The sequence below is a fragment of the uncultured Phyllobacterium sp. genome, assembly GCF_902479695.1.
Lineage (GTDB): Bacteria > Pseudomonadota > Alphaproteobacteria > Rhizobiales > Rhizobiaceae > Phyllobacterium > Phyllobacterium calauticae.
In genome coordinates this window covers 1-23,331 of record NZ_CABSQF010000017.1, presented here as the reverse complement: position 1 = coordinate 23,331, position 23,331 = coordinate 1, and the positions used below count along the sequence as shown (strand labels likewise).

The 23,331-nt window shown below is 57.4% G+C and carries 19 protein-coding genes; 7 read left to right on the top strand and 12 right to left on the bottom strand.

Annotated features, from left to right (window positions below; genetic code table 11):
• Positions 1–3 precede the first annotated feature (3 nt).
• The 9 genes from RDL77_RS12255 to RDL77_RS12215 all read right to left on the bottom strand — a co-directional run bounded on the left by RDL77_RS12255 (position 4) and on the right by RDL77_RS12215 (position 10,662).
• Positions 4–831: a DUF2182 domain-containing protein gene (locus RDL77_RS12255; protein ID WP_288193019.1), complete on the bottom strand. Its 828-nt coding sequence runs from the start codon at positions 829–831 to the stop codon at positions 4–6.
• Positions 828–1,463 carry a DUF1326 domain-containing protein gene (locus RDL77_RS12250; protein WP_223614422.1) on the bottom strand — a complete coding sequence of 212 codons (636 nt, stop codon included), beginning with the start codon at positions 1,461–1,463 and terminating at the stop codon, positions 828–830. The genes RDL77_RS12255 and RDL77_RS12250 overlap by 4 nt, the downstream gene beginning before the upstream one ends.
• Positions 1,464–1,565: 102 nt before the next feature.
• Positions 1,566–2,246 (bottom strand): peroxiredoxin-like family protein, encoded by a 681-nt coding sequence (locus RDL77_RS12245; protein ID WP_223614420.1) that lies wholly within the window; start codon positions 2,244–2,246, stop codon positions 1,566–1,568.
• A 23-nt stretch (positions 2,247–2,269) separates the two neighbouring features.
• The gene (locus RDL77_RS12240; protein ID WP_288193108.1) at positions 2,270–5,539 is read right to left on the bottom strand and encodes an adenylate/guanylate cyclase domain-containing protein; all 3,270 of its coding nucleotides are present in this window, start codon (positions 5,537–5,539) and stop codon (positions 2,270–2,272) included.
• Between the two features lie 315 nt (positions 5,540–5,854).
• Positions 5,855–6,616 (bottom strand): SDR family NAD(P)-dependent oxidoreductase, encoded by a 762-nt coding sequence (locus RDL77_RS12235; RefSeq protein WP_288193015.1) that lies wholly within the window; start codon positions 6,614–6,616, stop codon positions 5,855–5,857.
• A gap of 15 nt (positions 6,617–6,631) precedes the next feature.
• On the bottom strand, positions 6,632–7,444 hold the full coding sequence (locus RDL77_RS12230) for an ABC transporter permease (RefSeq protein ID WP_288193013.1): 813 nt from the start codon (positions 7,442–7,444) through the stop codon (positions 6,632–6,634).
• Positions 7,444–8,310 carry an ABC transporter permease gene (locus RDL77_RS12225; protein WP_223614415.1) on the bottom strand — a complete coding sequence of 289 codons (867 nt, stop codon included), beginning with the start codon at positions 8,308–8,310 and terminating at the stop codon, positions 7,444–7,446. Before RDL77_RS12225 ends, RDL77_RS12230 begins: the two co-directional genes overlap by 1 nt.
• A gap of 76 nt (positions 8,311–8,386) precedes the next feature.
• Positions 8,387–9,547: a spermidine/putrescine ABC transporter substrate-binding protein gene (locus tag RDL77_RS12220; protein WP_223614414.1), complete on the bottom strand. Its 1,161-nt coding sequence runs from the start codon at positions 9,545–9,547 to the stop codon at positions 8,387–8,389.
• 26 nt (positions 9,548–9,573) lie between these two features.
• Positions 9,574–10,662 (bottom strand): ABC transporter ATP-binding protein, encoded by a 1,089-nt coding sequence (locus RDL77_RS12215; protein ID WP_288193012.1) that lies wholly within the window; start codon positions 10,660–10,662, stop codon positions 9,574–9,576.
• A gap of 183 nt (positions 10,663–10,845) precedes the next feature.
• Between RDL77_RS12215 and RDL77_RS12210 the strand changes: the two genes are divergently transcribed.
• The 5 genes from RDL77_RS12210 (at position 10,846) to RDL77_RS12190 (ending at position 16,711) form a co-directional block, all read left to right on the top strand.
• On the top strand, positions 10,846–11,652 hold the full coding sequence (locus RDL77_RS12210; protein WP_288193011.1) for a helix-turn-helix transcriptional regulator: 807 nt from the start codon (positions 10,846–10,848) through the stop codon (positions 11,650–11,652).
• Positions 11,653–11,828: 176 nt separating this feature from the next.
• A complete protein-coding gene (locus RDL77_RS12205) occupies positions 11,829–12,746 on the top strand; it encodes a cation diffusion facilitator family transporter (RefSeq protein ID WP_223614410.1) in 918 nt (305 codons plus the stop codon).
• An 87-nt stretch (positions 12,747–12,833) separates the two neighbouring features.
• Complete coding sequence (locus RDL77_RS12200; RefSeq protein ID WP_288193009.1) at positions 12,834–13,187, top strand: helix-turn-helix transcriptional regulator; 354 nt, start codon at positions 12,834–12,836, stop codon at positions 13,185–13,187.
• Positions 13,184–13,648, top strand: coding sequence for an SRPBCC domain-containing protein (locus tag RDL77_RS12195; protein WP_288193008.1), 465 nt, complete (start codon positions 13,184–13,186; stop codon positions 13,646–13,648). Before RDL77_RS12200 ends, RDL77_RS12195 begins: the two co-directional genes overlap by 4 nt.
• A 201-nt stretch (positions 13,649–13,849) precedes the next feature.
• Positions 13,850–16,711, top strand: coding sequence for a S8 family serine peptidase (locus RDL77_RS12190; protein ID WP_288193007.1), 2,862 nt, complete (start codon positions 13,850–13,852; stop codon positions 16,709–16,711).
• Positions 16,712–16,744: 33 nt separating this feature from the next.
• Here the strand turns inward: RDL77_RS12190 and RDL77_RS12185 are convergent, their stop codons facing one another.
• The 3 genes from RDL77_RS12185 to RDL77_RS12175 all read right to left on the bottom strand — a co-directional run bounded on the left by RDL77_RS12185 (position 16,745) and on the right by RDL77_RS12175 (position 21,865).
• Complete coding sequence (locus RDL77_RS12185; RefSeq protein WP_288193006.1) at positions 16,745–18,643, bottom strand: ABC transporter ATP-binding protein; 1,899 nt, start codon at positions 18,641–18,643, stop codon at positions 16,745–16,747.
• Positions 18,640–20,514, bottom strand: a complete 1,875-nt coding sequence (locus tag RDL77_RS12180) for an ABC transporter ATP-binding protein (protein WP_288193005.1) — start codon at positions 20,512–20,514, stop codon at positions 18,640–18,642. Before RDL77_RS12180 ends, RDL77_RS12185 begins: the two co-directional genes overlap by 4 nt.
• A gap of 268 nt (positions 20,515–20,782) precedes the next feature.
• On the bottom strand, positions 20,783–21,865 hold the full coding sequence (locus RDL77_RS12175; RefSeq protein WP_288193004.1) for an ABC transporter ATP-binding protein: 1,083 nt from the start codon (positions 21,863–21,865) through the stop codon (positions 20,783–20,785).
• A gap of 101 nt (positions 21,866–21,966) precedes the next feature.
• Between RDL77_RS12175 and RDL77_RS12170 the strand changes: the two genes are divergently transcribed.
• The gene (locus tag RDL77_RS12170) at positions 21,967–22,659 is read left to right on the top strand and encodes a GntR family transcriptional regulator (protein ID WP_288193002.1); all 693 of its coding nucleotides are present in this window, start codon (positions 21,967–21,969) and stop codon (positions 22,657–22,659) included.
• A partial coding sequence (locus tag RDL77_RS12165; RefSeq protein ID WP_308526399.1) for an alpha/beta hydrolase fold domain-containing protein occupies positions 22,656–23,331 on the top strand: 676 nt, incomplete at its 3' end. The genes RDL77_RS12170 and RDL77_RS12165, both read left to right, overlap by 4 nt.

Genomic DNA, 23,331 nt, shown 5'->3' with positions numbered 1-23,331 from the left:
AAGTCAGAGGATCGTTGCTCCCAGCAACCACAACCCAGTCAGGCACAACCCGACGCCGGATAGGCGGGAAAACCATCGTCCCCTTGCCACAAGCTTTTCGGCAAGGACAAAGATTGCGACGGCCGCAATCCACAGGACATTCATCACCCCGCCGATGAAGAGCAAGCCCATCAGCGCCCAGCAGCATCCAATGCAATAGATGCCGTGGCGAAATCCAAGGGCAATGGAGCCCAACGGATCACGCCGGAACCCGCCGTGCAGATGAATGAACATGACGGGTGCCTGGCACTGTCGGAGGCAAACATCCTTCAGGGGCGTCCATTGAAACAGCCCGACTGCGATGAGCGTAACTCCGCTGAAAATTCCGCTCGCGCTCGTCATCATGGGGGTGAGCAGCAAAGTGCTCTCCAGTGCCCATTGACCAAGGGTCGCCGCACAGGCGAAAGCCGTCCAAGCCAGAAAATAGCCGGCAACGAAAAATCCCGTTGCAGCCAATGGCTTGCCCTGCACCTCGCCGTGACGGCCAACCCGCGCATAGAGCAAAATCATCGGTGCGGCGGAGGGGGTCATCATGCCGATCATCATGACCACCCACATCAACATCGTGACGGCAAATTCGGTCGTAGTCCACGACCGAAACCCGGACATCATCATCACATCGAAGGAAGCGTCGTCCATGCCCTGCATTGCCATGCCATCACTGTTCATGCTGCGCGCGAGCCAGAGAATATAGGCCCAGGCGATCATCGTGAGCACGGCAAGGGATGCGGCGACGATCAATCGATCGCGTCGAAGTACCGCTTCGAGCGCTGTGGCGCCCGTGGCATTCAATGTACGACACCACTCTGGGTCAGGTGCAGTCTGGCGAACTGCGCATGAGAGTTGGGAATGGACAGCTTCAGGGGACCTTGCGTCTCTGCCCATCCGCGCCCGACTTCGCATGTGTCATACTCAAAACCGTTTGGCAGATTGATGCGCGCCCGATGGGTCTGGCCCGTGACAGGGTTGAGGATCGGCTCGCCGCGAGCCTCGATCCATCCCGGAACGTTCAAGTGCGCCGCACGGCCATTCACATCCACTTCAAAATCTATTTTTGCAAAAACCGGGTCGTGGACTTTCTCGAACGTCGTCGAAAACACCTGGAAGAAAGTCGCGCCGGGATCGGTATCCAATCCGCTCATGATGCGCAACAGCGCTTCCCGTTGCTCCGCCGAAGCGCGCTCGTCGACGATCGGCACGGCTTGGCCCTTACCCTCATGGATCGCTCCTGGCCAGGCCACGATCATGGCGCATTTCAACCCGTCCAGTTTGGTGGTTCCGTGATGGCCTTCTTCGATCGCAAGGGCTGCAACCGCGCAGCAATCTCCCTGGGTAGGCAAAGCGTTGAACTGACAGGGGCAACCATAGGCGCAGTTGCAGTGTACGAATTCACGGCCCACGAGAGTCCATTTAACGTCCGTCATTTTCTCCTCCTGTTTATTGTCTTATTTTGTTCTTTGTTCTCCAACGGATATTTGACAGTTCATCCGGCGCTGGGCCTGCCTTGCAGGCAGAACTGCGTCGCTCTACCCAGCGATCTGCGAAGCGGCGGACATGAGTTCCTGCGGTGCCGGCACCCCAAACATGTAACGGCCACCTTCGGGTACTTCGGTAAAGCTCCAGCGCACGATACCGTCACGATCGAGCAGAAATTCTCCCACGAGCTGACCCTCACCGGTAGCGATCATCTGGCGGTCGGCTTCGGAAAATTCGTATCCATCCAATTTGTCGAGAAACTCGACCGCTGCCATCGCATTCATCGGTTCGGGTAATTCGCCGGGCATCTCAATGCGCATATTCGTGACGGCCTCTGTGCTGATCTTGTGTGGCCAATCGCTTTCAGCCTCGGTGAATTCAACATTGGGCAGGCCGAATGCCCGGTGCGAGATCCGTTCCGGGTCGGATGCGGCCAGCAGGTTGGGCAATGGGTGGTATCTGAAATAGAGCCGGGCGCGGTCGATTGGCGTATTCACCACAGTCAGACTGTCAATGCCTTTCTCACGCAGGGCGCCTTCAAGTTGCGACATGGCTGTGATTTGGCGCCGGCAGAACGGGCAATGCAAACCGCGAAACAGGCCCACCAATACCGGTTTGCGGCCACGAAAATCATCGATTGCGACTTTGCCCTGACGGGTAATCGCGTCAAGCACAACATTGGGTGCCCGGTCGCCCGGCTGTAACGGTCCTTTGATATGAGGCTCCGACATAGGCGTCATCCCCTTCCACTCGGCTAATCGAGAAATGGCAATACGACAAGCGCTTCGGGGTCGAGCCCATGCTGTGCGCAGACCTCTTGCGCCATGGCGAAATATCGCTCCGCCTCGGCCAAATCATCGAGGTCGAGATTGAGCGTCGCCAACCCATCATAACACGGAAACAGCAATTGTGGTTCACCGATTTCGCGTGCCACGTCGAGGGCCTCATTGTAACACTCACGCGCCAGTTCCGGTTGATCGTGGCACTGATGAATTTGTCCGAGCACGATGAGGGGAACCGAGAGATGGTCGCGCTGATCCAGCGCCCGATCGATCTCGATCGCTTTTTCGGCCGCGGGCACGCCCTCGCTGATACACCGGTCGGTAAAGGTGCAGTAGGCCACGGCAAGATTGGCAAGGAGACGCGCCTGAAAGCCCAGATCGCCGATGCGGCGCGCCACCCCGAGCCCGCGTCGGCACACCCGGATCGCGCGTTCCGGATTGACCATGGTATAGAGCACCGACAGATTGGTGTAGCCGCGACAGGCGGCACTTAGAAGGCCTGCATCTTCAGCGACCTTGACACTGCGCTCCACCTCGCTCACCGCTTCCTGGCTCCGGCCAAGTCGTGCAAGCGCCACCCCTTTGGTGTTCAGCGCTTCGGCCGTGACCCGAGCAGTTTCGATGTCACTTTCGGCGCCGGCTTCGGGCGCCATGGTTTGAACAAAACGCAGTGCTTCGTCCGCCCACCGCACGGCGGCCGTGTGGTCGCCAGTGCGAAATGCAAGGCGGCCGCGTTCCTGCGAGAGATGCGCATGCTCGATCAGCGGATCTATCCCTTCAAGCAGCGCTGCTGCTTCGGCATAGCGTGTCTCTGCTTGATCGCGTTTGCCGGAGTCCCAAAGCAATCGCCCAAGCTTGCGCAATATTCTTGCGGTAGCGGCGAGGTCACCCTTGGCGCGATGAATGTTAAGGACGGTCTGGTATTGTTCATCGGCGACATCGCGCCGACCTGCGGGTCCGCAGAGATCGGCAATGCGTTCGCGCAAGAGCAGCGATTCCGGCCCATGGTCGCCAGTATTCGACAGGGCATCCAGCGCCTGCCGATAGAGACGGACCGCGTCATCGTTGGCGTATGTCTTGCGTGCCCGATCGCCCGCTGCCATCAGGTAGTGCGCACCTTTCGTCGTGGCTGCGGTTTGGCTGAAATGGTGACCCAACATTGCCAGATCTTCGAGACGTTCTGGATCGTCTCCATACAATCGTTCCAATGTATCACCGATGAGCTCATGCATCTCAATGCGCCGTTGCAACAGGAGATTGTGGTAAATCACATCGTGAAGCAGCGTCTGGATGAAGCGGTAGCCTGGCGCCGATACCGGGTTTGCACCCGGGATTTCCTCAATGATTTCAGCATCACAAAGGAGATCGAGCCCCGCTTCGACGTTTGTCGGGGCCGCCGAAATGGTCTTCAATAATTCTGCATCGAAACGCGGCCCGATAACTGCGGCCTCCTGGGCCAATCTGCGCACTTCCGGCGGCAGCCTGTCCATTCGGGCGAGCAACATTGCCTGTATGCCGACGGGAATGTCGGCAGCTGCCTCCCTGTTTGCCACCCGCCAATGCCGGTTGTCCCTTTGCACGGCCCCAACCTCAATGAAATGACGCACAATTTCCTCGATGAACAGAGGATTGCCGTTGGCGCGATCGACAATGCCGTTGCACAGATCGGCTGGCAATCCGCCGGGGCCATGACCGAAGAATGCACTGAGCATTTTTCGACCGTCATTGGCGTGCAAAGGGGGGAGGCGCAGCGCCGTCAAGCTGATACGGCTAGAATCCAGCATATCCGTATCAAATGCAGGCCGATGGGTTGTCAGCAGCATGAAGCGGCTGCGCTCCAGACGATCCATCAAAAAGCGCAATGCCTCGAGCGATGCGGTATCAGCCCAATGGAGATCTTCGACGACAAGCAGCAGGGGTGAACGCGCCAGGCGCTGCTCGAAAATAGTGCGGATTGCATAGAATATCTGTCGGCGCAATTGCTCGGGTTCAACCTGATGCAGCACATCATCGGATTCGCCAAGACCGATAACGTAAAGCAGGAGCGGCATCAATTGCTTCACTTCGCCGGCAGCAAGGCCAAGTTCGCTCAGCCCGGCGGCGAGCAAATCCTTTGTTTTCTCCGGTGAATCATTGGCGTTGATTTCATAGGCACTGCGCAACACAGCAGCGAGCGTGCCATATGACGGCTCACCGAGCGGTGAACAGATGGCTCGCCGGACGACGACATTGGTGAAACGAGGATCATCACGCGTGTTTGCCAGGAATTCCTCGGTCAGGCGTGATTTCCCAATGCCTGCCTCGCCGATCAGCCGTACCAATTGGGCTCGACCAGCGGCTGCCAGATCAAGACAGCCAAGCATACGGGCAAGTTCCTTTTCACGCCCGACCAGTGGCGCACTCAGGCCAAGTGTTTCAAGGCCCCGTGCGGTGCGGGGCTCCTCGAGTGCTCCCACCAGCCGATGTACGAGAACGCTGCCAACCTTGCCACGCAGGGCCTGGTCACCAAGCGAATCATAAGAGAATGCATGTCGCGTGAGGCGATAGGTCAGCGGCCCAACGAGGATCTCGCCCGGTTTCGCCATCGATTGCAGCCGTTGCGCGCTGTTCACCGTATCGCCCGTCACTGAATAGGATTTGGCGGTGCCCGCACCAAAGCCGCCGGCAACGACCGGACCTGTATTGATACCAACATGCAGAATCAGAGGCGAATGCGAGCGTGTTTGCCAGCGTTTTCCCACCATTGCGGCCCGGCTGACCATGTCCAGCGCCGCGTGGAGCGCTCGCTCAGGGTCGTCTTCATGTGCGACCGGTGCCCCGAACAATGCGAGCAGCGCATCGCCGATGAATTTGTCGACAAAGCCCCCGAAGCCCTGTACCGCCGCCGTCAGCTCTTCAAAAAGTTCGTTTTGGAGCGTTTGCATGACTTCCGGATCGAGTTGTTCGCTCAATGTGGTGAAACCGCAGAGATCGGCAAACAACACGGTAACGGTACGGCGATCCGCACCGGTTTCGGATTTTACCAGCGTGGGCCGGAGGGCTTGTCGGGACGATTCTTGCGGCCTTTGCAGGCCGCTGATTGTCGGCGGATCGGCGATCTGGGCTCCGCATTTTGGGCAGAACACGAAGTCTGGTGGGCACAGATATTCGCAGTTGGGGCACGCGCTGGCTTGTTTCGCGCCACATTTTGGGCAAAACGCAAAACCGCTTTGAACGTCAAAACCGCAACCCGTGCAGTTCATCGATATGACCTCACAGGAACCCGGATGTACGATCCTGCCGCGCTTTATCCCACGGGCTGGATTCCCCATTAAATAATGAACCTGCGGCGAGGGACTGGCAAGCGGCCCATAATGTGAGAATGCTGGAGACAATCGGGTTGCAAGTGCTTCAGCAGGGCATTACTGAAGACATGTCGGCACCACTCCTCTTGGGTGCTGACATCCCCCACCCCAGGGAGAAGGTCTTGGGCCTTCACAACTTGGCCGGACCCAATGGTCCGGCCCTTTTCAAGAGACGTCCGAGCTGGGCCGCACGCCCGCGCTATTTGCCAGCGCTCAGGAGATCGTTTCTCCACCATCCACCACGAGCGCTTGCCCGGTAATGTAGGACGAACGATCTGAAACCAGAAATAGGATCGATTCGGCTATCTCCTCGACATCTGCCCAACGCCCCAATGGAACCTGCTCTTGGACATAGGCTTCTATTGCACTGCGTCCGCCCATTTGGCCGATGAAAGGTTCGTTGAAGGGGGTGTCAACCCAACCGGGGCAAAGCGCGTTTACGCGGATTCCAAATCGCGCGTAATCGCCGGCCATTTGGCGGGTCATCGCGATGACAGCGTGTTTGGTGGTCGTGTATGCAATCATCTCGCGATCATAGAGGACGCCGGACGATGATGATGTGTTGAGTATGACGCCTTTGCCCGCGGCTTTCATCACCGGCATGACAAGACGGGAGGCCATGAAATGCGCCCGAACATTCAGGCTCCAGGACCGGTCGAACCCTTCAACCGGCACCTGCTCGAGGTTGCCGGCAATCTGTGCTCCGGCATGATTGTGCAAAATATCGATGCGCCCGTGCCTGGCGGCCACTGAAGATATACTTGCCGCAAGCGCCTGATCATCGGTCACGTCGACAACAGCAATTTCCGCGTGTCCGCCCGCCTTGCAAATGCGGTCCACAACGATTTCCGCATTATCTGCATTGATATCAATGACGACCACATGAGCGCCTTCGCGCGCCAGAATGGCGGCACCGGCCTCACCGATTCCGGAGCCGGCTCCGGTGACTATAGCAACGCGATCTCTGAGGATCATGGGGTTTCCTGTGTGTCAGTTTGTTGTTTTTTTCTCACGCATCAGAATGCGGGCTATCAGGATCATCATCAGTGAGGCGACCAGAACCAGCGTGGCAATGGCATTTATCTCCGGGGTAACACCCCGCCGAATGGACGCGAAGACATAGATGGGCAAAGTCGTTTTGGAACCGGCGACGAAAAAGGCGATGATGAAATCGTCGAAGGAAAATGTGAACGAGAGCAGAAAGCCCGCCAGCACCGACGGCAGGATTTGCGGCAGCACCACCAATCGAAAAGTGGTCAGCGGCGTTGCGTAGAGATCGCTTGAGGCCTCAACGATGTCGCGGCCAAGACTGGCGATACGCGCCTTCACGATCATGGTCACCAATGCCATCGAAAAGAGCCCGTGCGCGGCGACAATCGATCCGTAGCCAAGGCCAAGCTGCGGCGGATTGGCACCAGGCCAAATGGCGTTGAGCAGCGGATTGAGAAAGGAGAAAACTTCCACCAATGCGACGAGTGTCGCAATGCCGATCACCACGCCCGGCACGACGATAGCTGCTGCAAACAGACCATCAAGTACAGCCCGCGCGCGGGTGCCCAACCGCTCCATCCCGATGGCTGCCATTGTGCCGAATATGGCGGCCAGTGTCGCGCTTGTCAGGGCAATGATGAGGCTGTTCTGCAGTGCGGCAACGAGAAACGTGTTGCCCAGAGCCTTGCCATACCACATCGTTGAGAAGCCGGTGAATTCACTGGCATTGCGACCGGCATTGAAGGAAAACAGCACCACAAGCGCGATCGGTGCGTAGAGGAACACATAGACTGCCGAAATAAATGCACGCATCAAACGAGGTCCACTTGTCTGGTTCCCGCGATCTTCCAGGCAATGCGCATGGCAATGAGCAGCACGAAAACCACTGAAATCACCAGTGTGACGGCGATTGCCGATCCGAATGGCCAGTTGCGCGACTGCAGGAAGAGATCGACGAGGGCATTGCCGATGAAAAACACCTTGCCGCCGCCAAGAAGCTGCGGGATCAAATACTCGCCAAGCAGCAGGATCGTGACGAGCGACAATCCTGTCATCACCCCGGGCAGGGAGAGTGGCAGTGTGATGCTGAAAAAAGTGGAGACCGGTTTGGCACCCAGATCAGCGGACGCTTCGAGAAGGCGACGATCAAGCTTTTCCAGACTGACATAGATGGGCATGATCATCAGCGGGAGATAGCCGTAAACGATACCAAGAAGGACGGCGCCATGGGTGTTGAGGATGCGCACGTCGTCGAAACCGACCATGCTCAGAAGATTGGGAATGCCGCGGGAGCCGAGGAGATACATCCAGGCGTAGGTGCGCACCAAAAGGCTGGTCCAGAATGGGACAATGACCAGTGAAACAAGCAGGAGCCGATACCGGGGATTGGCCTTGACTGCGAGATAGTAGGCAACCGGATAAGCGACAATCAGGCAGATGAAGGCGCCGACAGGCGCGAGAAAGAGCGTATTCCAGAAAGCGGCGGCGCGCGATGGCAGATTGGCAAATTGTGCGAATGTGAAGGCCGGTTGATATCCGCCTTCAGGTGCGCGCTCTCCCACGGAAAAAACCAGCATGGCAATGAAGGGCAGCACGAGGAAAATGAAAAGCCAAGCCACAGCTGGTGCGACAAGCGATGCGGTCACCATCCTTCGTTTCGTGTTTGTAGCCAGTGCCATCGGATATCTCTTGTATGGATGATGTGCCTGTCCTTCTCTCGACTACGGAGTGCCGAGAGAAGGGCAAGATGTGTTGTCAGGCTGACTTGAAGCGCGCCATGACCTCGGCACGGGCGGGATCGGTGAGCGTGACCGCCGCGCCGAACTCCAGTGGGGTCAGTTGTCCATCCGGGGGATAGACAATGGTGTTGGAGGTAATTTCCTTCGGAAGAAGCGAAAGCACGCGGCTGTCAGTTGTCGGAGCGCCATTGGCGATATGCTCCTTGACGGCGTTGGCTGGATCCATGAGGTAGTTCAACAGAGCGTAACCCGCCGGTTTGTTCGCGGCGCTTTTGGGGATGGCATAGAAGTCCGACCAGATCTCGCCGCCATCTTTGCCAAGAACAAACTTGATTTCCGGTACATCGCGGTTGAGCTGCGCCCCATCATTGGTCCAGCACATGGTCATCCATGCATCTCCTGCGCGCATGGCCGGCTGATAATCGCTGTTGATGGCATAGAGGTGCGGTTTGACCTTCACCAGAAGTGCTTCTGCCTTGGCGAGTTCGTCAGGTTTGACGGAGTTGAAGGAGTAACCGAGCGAAACCAGAGCACTGCCGATTGTCGTGAGCTGATAGTCATGCACGATGGTGCGCGTGTCGGCCTCATTTTGTGCAACCTCGAAGAAATCCTTCCAGCTCGCTACGGGTGTTTTGATTTTCTTTGAGTTGAGGGCAATTCCGGTCGTGCCCCAGTTCTTTGGCACCGCATAGGTCGTGCCGCTGATGGTCCCCTCGGCGGTGAAGCGCGCAGTTTCTGTGGCAGGGCTGTAATTGGTCAGCTTCGACATATCGAGAGGATCGATCAGGCCAAGCTTTACATAGGTGGAGATGGTGTAGTTGGTTGGCACAAACAGGTCCCAGCCGGTGCCTCCGGCCTGCAATTTCGCCAGCATTTCCTCATTCGAACCAAAAACATTGACTTCGACCGCAACGCCGGTTTTCGCCGTGAAAGCTTCAAAGGTTGCAGGATCATGATAGTTCGGCCAGGTGGCGATCGACATCTGCTTGCCAAGGTCCTCGGCGAAGGCCGGAGACGAGAGCAAGCCGGTCTGGCCTGCCAGCACTGCGGAGGCCAGACCAAGTCCGGTAACGCCCAGGAAGTGCCGGCGGGAGACGGACCCGCGTTTGAGTCGCATCAACTCATCCATGAACTGTGCAGCTGTTATTGGGGCATTCTCTCTATAGTGTTTAGGCATGAAGATGTTCCCTTTTTTGATATTGTTCAGGCCGGAAAGATATGCGCAGCGTCGGGGTTGAAGCTCAGCACAACCCTTTCATTGGGCTCCACCAGGCTGCTCTCCGAGAGAACATGCCGATCGGCAGTGATCAGGAAATTGCCAAGCCCGTTGACGGAAACCGAGTATTCAACCGATGATCCAAGGAAGATGCGATGGGTTACAACGCCCGAAAGCCTGCCCGAGATCGATTGGTTTTGTCGATGCAAGGTGATGGCCTCAGGGCGCAGCGCCAGGGTCACCGCGCCGGGGGGCAGGGCGCTCCTTTCCCCTATCGATAGGGCACTCCCATCTGCAAGGCGCAGCGTGGCACCATCTGCTTCGACTGTTGCAGCTATTCGATTGGTCTTGCCGACAAAGTCGGCAACAAAGAGATCCCGCGGTTTGTCATAGACTTCCTGCGGGGCTGCAAGCTGTACGATGCGTCCCGCATTCATCACACAGACAAGGTCGCTCATGGAGAGGGCCTCTTCCTGGTCATGGGTTACCAGAACGAAGGTGATGCCCAGTTCGCGCTGCAATGTTTGCAGTTCGATCTGCATGGCCGTGCGCAATTTCTTGTCGAGTGCCGCAAGCGGTTCGTCCAGAAGCAGCACGGACGGCTTATTGACCAATGCGCGCGCCAAGGCCACGCGCTGTTGCTGCCCACCGGACATTTCGTGGATACGGCGCTTGCCGAACCCGCCAAGCCGCACCATTTCCAGCGCCTCGCCGACGCGGCGGGATATCTCGGGCGCACTGATCTTCGGGCGGGCCTGCCTTAGCCCGTAGGAGACATTCTGTTCGACATTGAAGTGCGGAAAGAGTGCGTATTGCTGAAACACCATGTTCACGGGCCGCTGGTGGGCCGGGACACCGTTCATGGGTTTGCCGTTGATCAGGACGTCGCCCGTCGTGGGCTGTTCGAAACCGCCAATCATACGCAGGCACGTCGTCTTGCCGCAACCGGAAGGGCCGAGCAAAGCGACAAATGCGCCCTTTGGGACCTGGAGATTAATATCGGAGACAGCGGTCACGGCGCCATAGGATTTGCTGACCGACCGAAACTCGATGTCGTTCACTGAATGAGATGTCACATTAGTCCCCTGCGGCTTTAAGTTACATTGGTCAGTCTGCGCTGCCTTTGCCACCGTCATGACCAGCAAGGTAGCCAATCCGTGACTGTGCGGTATATACCCCAAAAGAGGTATTTCATCAGGCGAATGCCAATGTAAGGTGTATATGCAATTGCAGTTATGAAAAGATGAGGAGCCGGCACGATGAGCGTCGATATTGAAACGCTATTCGATGTGTTTCGCCGGTTGATAGGCAGATCGACAATGCCATCGCATGAGTTTGGCGATCTTTTTCGCCAGATGATGCGTTCGCTGGTCAAGTTCGATCACGTGGTGATGTTTGCTTATCGCGGGAATGAACGCCCCATTGATCTCTACAGCACTTTTGATCCGGCGGAGCAGGTCATTTTCGTCAATCTGTATCAAATGGGGCCCTATCTCCTCGATCCCTTCTATCACAACACCCGCGAGGCGAGGTCCGGAGTCTGGCGCATGCGCGAGCTTGCGCCAGACCGCTTTTTTTCCAGCGAGTACTATCGCACCTATTATGTTCAGACAGGACTTGCCGAGGAAATTGGCTTCTTCGTTCCCATCGCACAGGACCTTACAATTGTGCTCTCGCTGATGCGGCGCGAAGAAACAGGTCCCTTTGCAACGCAAGATCTTTCGCTATTGCGCAAGGCTGAGCCACTGATCGCAAGACTGGTGAAACACTATTATCAGGATATCGGCCTTCTCTTTGACGCCGCCGTTGCAAAGCAAAGGAAAGGGCGTCGCAAGGACAAGTTAAATGCCGCTGACACAGTGTGGCGTGATCTCAACCTGACGGATCGCGAGGCGGCGATCATCGAACTTGTGCTGCAAGGGCACTCGTCAGAATCTATCGGATTACGGCTTTCGATCACCATGGGCACTGTAAAGGTTCACCGGCGCAATGTTTACCGCAAGCTCGGCATATCGTCCCAGACCCAACTTCTTTCCATCTACTTGAAAAAGTTGGGCGAGCATTAGATTTGGGGGCGTCGGGGCATTGGCCGATGCTCGGTGCCTCGCGGGGCGCGGACGGGTTTTATGCCAGAATGTTTATCCGCAAGTGTGTTGCCTGCCCGGAATCCCTGTCGGTCATCTTGTGATGGTGATACGGTTCGCCGGGATATCATTCCGACACTCATGACCGGAGGCCACCGTTGAACAGCGAACAGGGCATTCTTCGCATATCCATAGCTGTTACAATCTGCGTCGCGGGCTTTGGCGTGATATTCGGCTTGCTGGCAGGGTCTTTCTCCATCGTATTTGACGGTGTCTACATGCTGGCCGATGCCGCGATGAGCGGGCTGGCTCTGGGGGTTGCGCGGCTGATCGCACTATCCGCTGTTCCGACCGGAAAACTCCGGGAACGGTTCACAATGGGTTTTTGGCATCTTGAACCCATGGTGCTTGGCCTCAACGGCATTATGCTATCGGGCGTTGCGATTTACGCATTGATCAATGCGATCGGCAGCCTGATGAGCGGCGGCCGCGATCTCGAGTTCAGCTTCGCGATTTTCTATGCCGCCGTTGCTCTCATTGCCTGCACGGTCATGGCAGTCGTTGAAATGAAAATGAATAAACGTCTGCATTCCGACTTTGTTGCTTTGGACGCCAAGGCCTGGATTATGTCCGGGGGCATTACCGCTGCACTATTGGTGGCATTTTCCGTTGGCTATGCAATAGAGGGAACGCGGCTCGACTGGATCACCCCCTATATTGATCCTGCAGTCCTTGCCCTTGTCTGCGTCGTTATCATTCCACTTCCCATCGGCACGATCAGGCAGGCACTGGCCGATATCTTTCTGATCACGCCCCCGGCGCTGAAATTGCACGTCGACACCGTCGCGCAACATTTTGTTGAGCGATATGGCTTCGTTTCCTACCGCGCTTATGTGGCAAAGGTCGGACGCGGAAAGCAGATTGAGCTGTACTTCATTGTCCCTATGGGGTGGCCGTCAAGGCGCCTTGAGGAATGGGATGCTATCCGGGACGAGATCGGCGAAGCCATAGGCGACGAAAGTACAGACCGGTGGCTGACAATTGCATTCACCACTGATCTGGAATGGGCGGTCTGACCGCAGGCTGGGACATCATGCCCAATCCGGTGTCAAGACGTGTGTTCCCTATTGACTATAACGAGTATGTTATATAACAAGCATGTTATGAGTATTTCAACTGACGCGACAAATCTCGATGCTGCATTTTTAGCGCTGGCCGACCCCACACGCCGGGCAATTCTTGCGCGCCTGGCGCATGGCGAGGAGACGGTGATGCAGTTGGCGGAGCCCTTCGCGATGACCCAGCCAGCAATTTCTCGGCACTTGAAGGTGCTCGAAAATGCCGGGCTGATTGTCCGGCGTATCCAGGGCGCGAAGCGGCCCTGCCGGTTATCGAGCGCCGGGATCGAAACCGTCGATCGATGGCTTGCAATGCTGAGGGATGCGCTGGCTCAGGACTACGACAGGCTCGATGGAGTCCTGGCGGACGTGGTTGAGAATGGAGAGGAATTGAAATGAGTAAACTAACGATCAAGACCGAGGGCGATCTGCATGTTGTGGTGACGAGGCATTTCAATGCGCCGCCTCAAGCCGTTTACCGTGCACACATAGAGCCAACGCTGATTCAAAGATGGATGCTTGGGCCGGACGGATGGACGATGCCCGTCTGTACCAACGAGGCGCGCCCTGGCGGGAAGATCCGATTTGAATGGAAAGGCCCTGACGGCAGTGGCTTTTATCTGACAGGCGAATATCTGGAACTGGAGCCCTACAGCCGCATTGTTCATATTGAGCGGATGCATCTTCCAGACACGACGCCGGACAACCATGTGGAAACGCGGTTCGATCCGGACGGATCCGGTACGCTGATGACCATGCGTATGACGTTGCCTGACGCTGAAACGCGGTCCATGATGCTGGCAAGCGGCATGGAGCACGGCATGGAAGCGAGTTATGTCCGGCTGGAGGGATTGATCTAGGCTGTTTCTACAGGGCGCTGGCAGAAGCGCCGCTCACCCTCCCGCAAATCCAGGGCACGCGGTGCCATCCGCTCTGCGGTGGTTGGTGCCGGATCAGGATGGCGTCGCCTTCAAGCGGCGCCTATCTGATTTACAGGGCAAAGCTTGAGGTCTAGGATCAAAGCAGCAGAGAAAATGTTACCTAGTATCGGAGTGTGATCCATGACCGAGGTTTCATCTGTCAAAGAATCTCCCTCAGACCAACCCGTTCTCGATACCACGCCTTACGGCGCAGGGCCTGATGATTCCATCGCAAACGCGGCGGAGAATGCAGCCATTACCCGCCATGTGGCAATGATTGGCGGCAAGACAATTCCCTATACAGCGCGTGCCGGCCATCTGGTTACCGTTAATCCATCCAGTGCGCAGCCGGCAGCGGCGTTCTTCTACGTCAGTTTTGCCGCTGATGGCGTCGATCCGTCGACGCGCCCGGTCACTTTTTTCTACAATGGCGGGCCGGGGTCCTCGTCGGTGTTCCTGCTGCTCGGGTCGTTTGCGCCGCGCCGTATCAAGACCAATATGCCCGATTTTACGCCGCCCGCTCCCTACACCATCGAAGACAATCCGGACAGTCTGCTGGATCGCAGCGATCTGGTGTTCATCAATCCCGTTGGCACCGGCTACTCAAGCGCAATTGCGCCGAACCGGAACCGGGATTTTTGGGGCGTCGATCAGGATGCGCGCTCGATTGCCCAATTCATCAAGCGTTATTTGACCGCCTTTGATCGATGGAATTCACCCAAATTCCTCTTTGGTGAATCCTATGGCACGCCCCGCACCTGTGTATTGGCATGGATGCTGCATGAAGACGGTGTCGATATCAACGGTCTGACGCTGCAGTCGTCGATCCTCGATTATACGCAAACCGGCAATCCGGTTGGACTGTTGCCGACATTGGCGGCAGACGCCTGGTATCATAATAAAGCCAATGTGGGGGTGCGCCCGCCGCTGCCTGCCTTCATGGATACGGTGAAGGCCTTCGCACAGGGTCCTTATGCAAAGGCTTTGACGGATTTTCCCAAGTTTGACGCGGCGACATTGCAGACTCTGAGTGATTATCTCGGCATTTCGCCCGTCGTCCTCACGTCCTGGAGCTTGAATGTCGAGGCGAACAATGGTGCCAATCTCCTCTTCCTGACGACCCTCCTGCAGGATCGGGGGCTGGCGCTTGGGGCCTATGATGGAAGGGTGACCGCCATCGATACGGGAATTGCCGGTCAGATTGACCCTAATTCCGGTGGCAATGATCCGACGATGACCGCCGTGAGCGGCGTCTATACCGCCATGTGGAATACCTATCTGAACGATGAGTTGAAATTCACGGCTCTGTCACCCTTCGCCGATCTCAACGATCAGGCATTTCAAAATTGGGATTTCGGCCACATCGATCCAACGGGCGCGCAGAGAGGTGGCAAGGATGCCAATGGCAACCCGGTTCTCTATACGGCCGGCGATCTGGCGGCGGTGATGGCGCTCAATCCCAGCCTCAAGGTGTTTTCAGCCAATGGCTATTATGATTCCGTTACGCCATTCTTCCAGACCGCGCTGACGTTGGCGGATATGCCGCTCACCAATCCGTCGGTGCGCGCTAATCTGACTATTCGCAACTATCCGTCGGGGCACATGATTTATCTTGATGGCGAGTCCCGGACCGCGTTGAAAGCTGATCTCAGTGTTTTCTACGACAGCACAAGGGCCCGGTTCATTGCGCAGGCGCTGCGCAGCGAACAGTCTGCCATTTGCAGGCCTTATTTCAAGCTTCGAAATCCTGTCGAGGCGCAGAGGACCGGCCGTGGCCAGGCGGTACCGGCAAGTTGGAGCGTTCCTGATCTTTGCAAGGCCTATGACTGGCCGCAAAACCTTCTCGGTGGCGGTGTGATTGCCATTGTTGAGCTCGGTGGCGGCTGGGTTGCGAGCGACATGGACGCGTATTTTGCAGCGCTGGGGCAGCCTGTGCCTCAGATCGTTGATGTGCCGGTTGCCGGTGCCGGGAACAATCCCAATAGGAACAATGGCCGGTCTGGTGATGCCGATGTCGAGGTTGCACTCGACATTCAAATCGCGGCCGCATCCTATTATGCGGCAACCGGCCGGCCCGCCTCGATCCGGGTTTACTGGGCGTCGCCTCAGCCCAGTGGAATTGCAGCGGCGGTGCGGGCGGCGGCAGCGGATGGCTGCGATGTCTGCTCGCTTTCCTGGGGTGCCGATGAGGCACTTTGGGTCAAGGCCGGACAGGGCACCGGCCAGGATCTGGTTGCCCAGATGCAAAGCGCAGCTCAGGCGGCGACAACAGCGGGCATGGTGGTTTTCGCCGCGGCTGGCGACAATAATTCAAGTGATGGTGGCAGCAGTCCCGCCAATGTCGACATGCCTGCGTCCTGCCCGAATGTGATTGGCTGCGGTGGAACCTCCAAATCGGCTGCAGGTGAAGTGGTCTGGAATGAAGATCCGGGCAATCCGGACGGCAATGGGACGGGCGGCGGCTTCTCGACATTGTTTGCGCCGCAACCGTGGGAGGCCGGTGCGCCGCACGGGCCGGGCCGGATGGTGCCTGATGTTGCGGCGCATGCCGATCCGCGCGCCGGTTATGAGATTTGCGTGCACGGGCAGACGATGGTCGTCGGCGGCACCAGCGCGGTGGCACCTCTCTATGCAGGCCTGTTTGCCGCTTTTGGCCGCAAACTTGGTTTTATCACACCCAAACTCTGGCTGAACCATATGTGCTTCAACGATATCACTGTGGGTGACAATGGCTATTACCGGGCACGCATTGGTCCCGACCCATGTACGGGCATCGGTTCGCCTATCGGCTCGAAACTCGCCGCCTTGTTCGATGCCCCGGCTGCCGGGATGCTCCATCTGGAACTGTCGGCACTGCCGAGGATCGTTCCTGACGGTTGGAGCGGCTCCGTTTATCTCACCTTTGTCGAGGGGAAGCTCACCGGCAAGCCGCGCATGGAACCGTCACCGGACAAACGTGTTCCGCAGGCTCGAACTGTCCGCAAACGGGCGCCCGCGAAATAGGTATTGCCGGCACTGCCATCTGCGGTGAATTCACTACGTGCCGGAATCCTTGGCCTGGCCCCATTCGGGCTCGACGGCCGGAATATCGTCGAAGGATGAATAGTTGAGATTGTAGAGCTGCGCGTAGAGTTTGCCATTCTCCATAAGGGCATCATGGTCTCCCATCTCGATCATCTGTCCATTTTGCAGGACGATGATGCGATCAGCTTCGCGAATGGTGGCGAGGCGGTGGGCGATCACAAGCCCGGTGCGGTTCTCCAGCAGCTTTACGAGGGCTTTCTGGATGAGCATCTCGGTGTAGCTGTCGATATTTGCCGTGGCCTCGTCAAGAACGAGGATTTTGGCATCGGCCACCAGTGCGCGGGCAAAGCTGATCAACTGGCGCTGGCCAAGCGAAAGATTTCCACCACGCTCGCCCAGTTCAGTCTGGTATCCCTCGGCAAGATTCATGATGAACTCGTGCGCGCCGACGGCCTTTGCCGCCTTGATGACATCGTCGAGTGATGCGCTGTCCTTGTGGTAGCAGATGTTTTCGAAAACCGTTCCGGTGAACAGAAACGGCTCCTGCAGCACCATCGCAATCTGCTGACCGAGGGAATCCTGGGTCAGATTCCGTACGTCATGGCCACCCACGAGGACCTGTCCCTGCTGGACATCATAGAAGCGGTGAATGAGCGCCATCGCGCTCGACTTGCCGGAACCGGTGGGGCCAACGAGCGCCACGGTCTCGCCCGGGTTGACCTTGAAGCTGACATTTTTCAGAACGGGATGCTTCGGATTATAGCCGAAAACGACATTACGGAACTCGACCGATCCATCGGTGTCCCGCGTCAGAACGCGCGCATCCGGAGCATCGGTGATGCTGATCGGCACATCCAGAACTTCGGTTAGCCGCTGTCCAGACGCCATAGCGCGCTGCATCACCGAATATTGCAGGGTCAGTGAACGGATCGGATCGAAGAAGCGCTGGATATAAAACAGGAACGCGACCATGACACCCACGTCAAGCGCCTGATTGAGCACGCGCGCGCCGCCGACGACGATGACGAGTGCCATGGCAACGCCGGTGAGTGAATCCACGATTGGCACCATGACCTGAGCGTACTTTGCTGCTCTGAGATGCGTCATCAGATTGGCATGGGCTTTGTCATTGTAGAGCATGAAATTGACCCTCTGGCGTCCCATGCTTTGAACGGCGCGCACGCCGTGGATGGTTTCAGCCAGAGCACCGTTGGTGACTGAATTGGTTTCATGTGCCGCCATGAAAGCGATCCGGGCGCGGGGCAGCCAGAAAATGCGCACGACGAACAAAATGGGAAGCACGGCAAGGGTCAAAAGACCAAGGCGAAAATCCAGATACAGCATGACGAAGACAATGCCGAAGAGCAGGGTGATATCGCCAACCGACAGAACAGAGGTTTCGAGAAACTCCTGCATTGAGTTCACGTCGCCCTGCAGCCGCGACATCAGCCGTCCAACCTCCGTCTTGTCCATGAAGGAAAGGGAAACGCGCTGGAGATGCGAGAACATCGCCCGGCGAATGTCAAACAGGACGTCTTCCGCGACACGTCCGACTACGGTTTCCTGGATATAGCTGGCAACGAAATTGACAAGTATCGCCAGAGCAAATGCAACGATCGCATAGACAAGTGCGGCGTGATTGCCGCCTGGCGCAATACCATGGTCGATTGCGTAGCGAATGATGAGCGGGATCATCAATTGCGTGGCTGTAAAGGTCAGCACTGCACCAACGGCAATGAGCATCTGCATCTTGTAAGGTGCCACGAACGTCCAGATCCGCCTGGCTATGTTGCCATCGAAAACCTTGCCGAACATTTCCTCTTCGATCCGGTGCGATCCCACAACGGCGCGGGGCGGTCGGCGTCCATCGTCGCGAACGTCGTTGCGCTCCGTCTCATTCTCGTCGCTCACGATCCCATCTCCGTTTTTTCCATCGCGGCGAGACCGTCACCGGGGCGAACCTGCAAATCGTAAAGTGCCTTGTAGCGGCCGCCTGCCGCGAGCAGGCTTTCATGGGTCCCGCGTTCGACGATCTGGCCATCCTCGATGAACAGAATCTGATCGGCATGCATCAATGAACTCAGGCGGTGCGCCACAACGATTGTCACCCGGTCCTTGGCGTAGCGGCGCATGGCGATGCGGATGCGCTGTTCCGTACCGGCATCGATCGCGGCCGTTGAATCGTCGAACACCATGACCGCCGGCTTGAGCATGAGGGTGCGCGCGATCGAAAGGCGCTGCCGCTGTCCGCCTGACAATGAAACGCCGCGTTCACCGACGATTGTGCCATAGCCCATGGGCAGGCCGAGGACGTAATTATGCAGCTGCGCGGACTCGCTCGCCCGTTCGATTCTCGGCTCTTCCGCCCATGGATCGCCATAGGCGATGTTGTTTTCGATTGTCGTCGTAAACAGAAATGCATCCTGCTGAATGACCGCGACCGCGCGGCGCAGCGATTCCAGCGTCACGCTCCTAATATCCTGCCCGTCGATAGTGATCCTGCCGCTGGTCGCATCATAAAAGCGTGGAATGAGGTGCGCCAACGTGCTCTTTCCGCTGCCTGGCTTGCCGACAATGCCAACGGTTTCACCGCGCCGGGCTTCGAAACTCAGATGCTGCAACACCGGCCGGTTGCTGAGCTGTGGATAGGAGAAGCCAACATCTTCAAAACGCAACAGCCCATCCGATATGGCAAGCTCCCTGGCATTTACGGGGTCCTTGATCGCGACATCAAGGTCGAGAAGGGCAAAGATGCGTGTTCCGCATGTGGAGGCACGGGCATAGGAGTTGACCATCAGGCCAAGCTGGCGCACGGGCATTTGCAGGATCGTCATGAATGTCAGGAACGATGTCAGTGTTCCCACGGTGATTTCACCTACAACGACCTTGTTGCCACCAACCCACAGCACGAGGCCCATGGCCGCAAAGAAGGAAAGCGTCATGGCGCTGGTGTTTCTGACGCGGATGCCGACACGTTCGTGGGCAAGATCGAGTGCGGTTTGCGAAGCCTTGTCAAACTTTGCCAGCTCATGATCCTTTGCTGCAAATGCGCGCACCACGCGAATGCCGCCGAGATTTTCCTCCATGACCCTTGTGAGCACCGACAAACGCTCTTGCAGATCGAGCCATGTCGCCCGCAAGCGCAACTGTGTAACCGACGAGCGCCATGCGACGAAGGGTACAAAGCTCAACGCAACAAGCCCCAAAGTGAAATCCGTCGACAAGAGCATATAGGCGCCGATGCCGATCAGAATGGACAGGAGAACTGTGCGTATCAGCGCCGTGGAGAAATACATGCGCACCCCCTCGAGATCGAGCATGCCGACCGTGATGAGATCGCCTGAGTGAACGCTGTCATGAAAACTGAAGCTGAGCCGCTGGATTTTCTCATAGCAGGCCAGGCGCAACTCGTAACCCATATGGTGGCCCACGGCCTCTCCATAGTAATTCTGGATCATGGTGAAGATGCCGCGCAGAATGCTGACTGCCAAAAGGACGAAAGCGGTCACGAGCAGGGCATCCTGCGCAATCGTGCCAGCGGTTCCTCCAGCCATGGCCGTTTGGGTCTCGTCGATGGCACGCCCCAGGAGCTTGGGGATCATCAGTTGGAGACTGGCCGCAATCACAGTGGCTCCGATGGCAAATGTCGTCTGCCAGGGATGGCGAAGCGTCATATGGGTAATTCGGACAAGGGTGGAGAAGCCTTGACCCCACCCCGCTGCATTTGCGTGCGCCAACGAATCCGAATGACTCGCCGCCCGCTTGAATGCGTTGCTGCTCACAGTGTTTTCCAAACCATTTGATTATATGAATACAGGCCGCAGAAACGGGGCTGTTCAATACAGTGCGGCTATGATTCTTTGCTGATTCCCAGGCAGGGTTCAAGGGCCATGTTGTTGGCCCGAACCTCATCCCCCGTTAAGCGCACTTAAGCCTGGATCGGATCGTGTGCCGAATGCTGAAGAAATTGCCGCGCTGAAGCGGAACATGAACGGCGCGCGGGGCCGTCGGCGTTTCTGGCAACTGCGTTCTGGGTGGGTCGCCCGGCTGTCAATTGATCCGCTTTCCTCTGTCGATATCGAACAGATGGATGTGGGAACCATCACCCTTGACGGAGATCCGCTCGCCGACGCGAATGTCCGCGGTTCTTGGAAATTCGACGGTGATCAATTTCTCCGTTCCGGCATCGAGGTAACCGAAGGTCTGACTCCCAAGCCGTTCGACCACCACCAGTTCGCCGCTGAACCATGCTTCCGCGGCGTTGCAGATCGCAAGATCTTCCGGACGGATGCCGAAGGTAACCATTTTTGCTGTTTCATCTGAACTGTTCAAGATTTCGACCGAGGCCTTGCCTGCCGGCAACTGCACGGCCAGGCGGTTACCACCGGATTCGATGACCTGGGCAGGGAAGGTATTCATCGTCGGGCTGCCGATGAAGCGTGCAACGAACAGGCTTGCCGGTTTGCGATAAAGGTCAAGCGGCTGGCCGATCTGCTCAATATGACCGGCGTTCATCACCACGATCCGATCCGCCAATGTCATCGCTTCGACCTGATCGTGCGTGACATAGACGGTCGTCGCCTGCATCCGGCGATGCAGCTTGGCGATCTCCAGCCGCATCTCGACGCGCAGCGCCGCGTCAAGGTTCGATAGCGGCTCGTCAAACAGGAAGGCCTTTGGCCGGCGGACGATGGCGCGCCCCATGGCGACACGCTGGCGCTGTCCGCCCGAAAGTTGTGCTGGACGCCGTTCGAGATAATCCTGGAGTTTGAGGATGTCTGCGGCGCCTGCGACGCGCTTGTCAATTTCGGTGGCAGGTTCACTGCGCATCTTCAGTCCAAATGCCATGTTCTCCTCAACGCTCATATGCGGGTAGAGCGCGTAATCCTGAAAGACCATGGCTATGTCACGATCCGATGGCGGCAGGGTGTTAACCGTCGTGTCACCAATCTTCAATTCGCCTGAACTGATTTCCTCCAATCCGGCGATCATGCGCAGCAGGGTGGATTTTCCGCAACCGGATGGACCAACCAGAACCAGAAATTCGCCGCTCGCAATGTCAATGTCGACACCGTGGATCACGGGAACCGTGCCATAGAGCTTTTTGATCTGCTTCAGACTGATCGCTGTCATGTGTTGTTCCTCCTCCGCCAATACGTTATTGACTTCCATTATCGATATCAATATCAATAATGATAATTTGTGCAGTCCGCAACTTGACAGGAGAGCCAGCAGTGTCCGACCCCATCGCTTCGCGGCCAATCCGTCCGTCGCGCAATCCGGCCGTCTCCAAAGCATCCGCCGTGTTCGACTCGCTTAAGCGCGATATCATGCTTGGTGAATTGCGTGCCGGAGAGCCACTAACGGAACTCGACCTTGCAGCCCGCTTCCAGTGCAGCCAGGGCAAGGTTCGGGAAGCGCTGTTGCAATTGCAGGAAGAGGGGCTCGTGCGGCGTCAGGGGCACCGCGGTACGCTGGTGTCAGCCTGCACCGTCGATGAAGCGGTCGAGATGTTCCGGGTGAGGCAGCAGATCGAGTGCAACGGCATCATCCGGGTTCTGCGCCACAAGAGCCGCACGCTGATCTCCGACCTGAACGAAATCGCAAACGATATGGTTGACGCGGCGAAGGTCGATGACGAGTTGCAACTGGCGGCATTTGATCGGGATTTTCATCGAAGAATCTTTCGTGATGCCGATCTTCCAGCGCTCGATCCGATCCTTCATCGCTGCCTCGTTCACAATCACCGGTTCAAGATATCGAGAAGTATCGGTTCGCGCGATCTTATGGCCACAGCGTTGCGCCATCGCGTCATAATAGAGGCCATCGAGCAGGGCGATGTTTCTGCTGCAACGCAGACGTTGCGTCACCATATCGTGACAATCGTCGACTTCGGGCCGACCGTACTCCCGGACGCGGATCAATGAGCGTCGCGCCCGGTTTCAGCGATGAGCTTTCGGCGGATATGCGTGAAGCTCTGCTTCGCGCGGAACGCGCGTTGGGACCGCAATCCGATCCTACATTGCTGACGCCCACCGAGGGCAGGGCGCAATCCGAACGCGCGAATGAGCGGAACAACGTCGATCTGCCGCCGCTTGCCGGGGCAACGGAAGTCGTCATTGCCGCTGACGCAGAGCTTGGTTCCTCGGCCTGCCACCTGCGTGTTCTGGTGCCGCACGGGGCGGGTGCTGGAGCTGTCATGTTCGTTCATGGTGGCGGCTTTGCCTTTTGCAGCCCCGAGACGCATGAACGATGTGCCCGCGTTCTTGCCAATGAGACCAGGATGCCCGTGCTGGTTCCCGATTACCGTCTTGCTCCGGAACATCCGTTTCCAGCGGGTTTGCACGATGTTATCGCCTGCCTGCGTGCTGCATTCACTGCAACATCTCCGGCAGGCGTATCGGCGGGGCCCCCGGAACTCTCACGGGGGTCAGCCGGGGGCAAATTCTCCCCCCCCGCGGACAAGCCACAAACAAAAGCGGGGCGGGTCGCGCCCACCGGGGGCGGTCCTGTTTTTTGGCCCGGTTGCTGCCGCTTCTCATGCGGAGCCCTTACGCGTTTTCGACGTTGGTCAGGCGTGTGGCGTGGGGTACATCAGC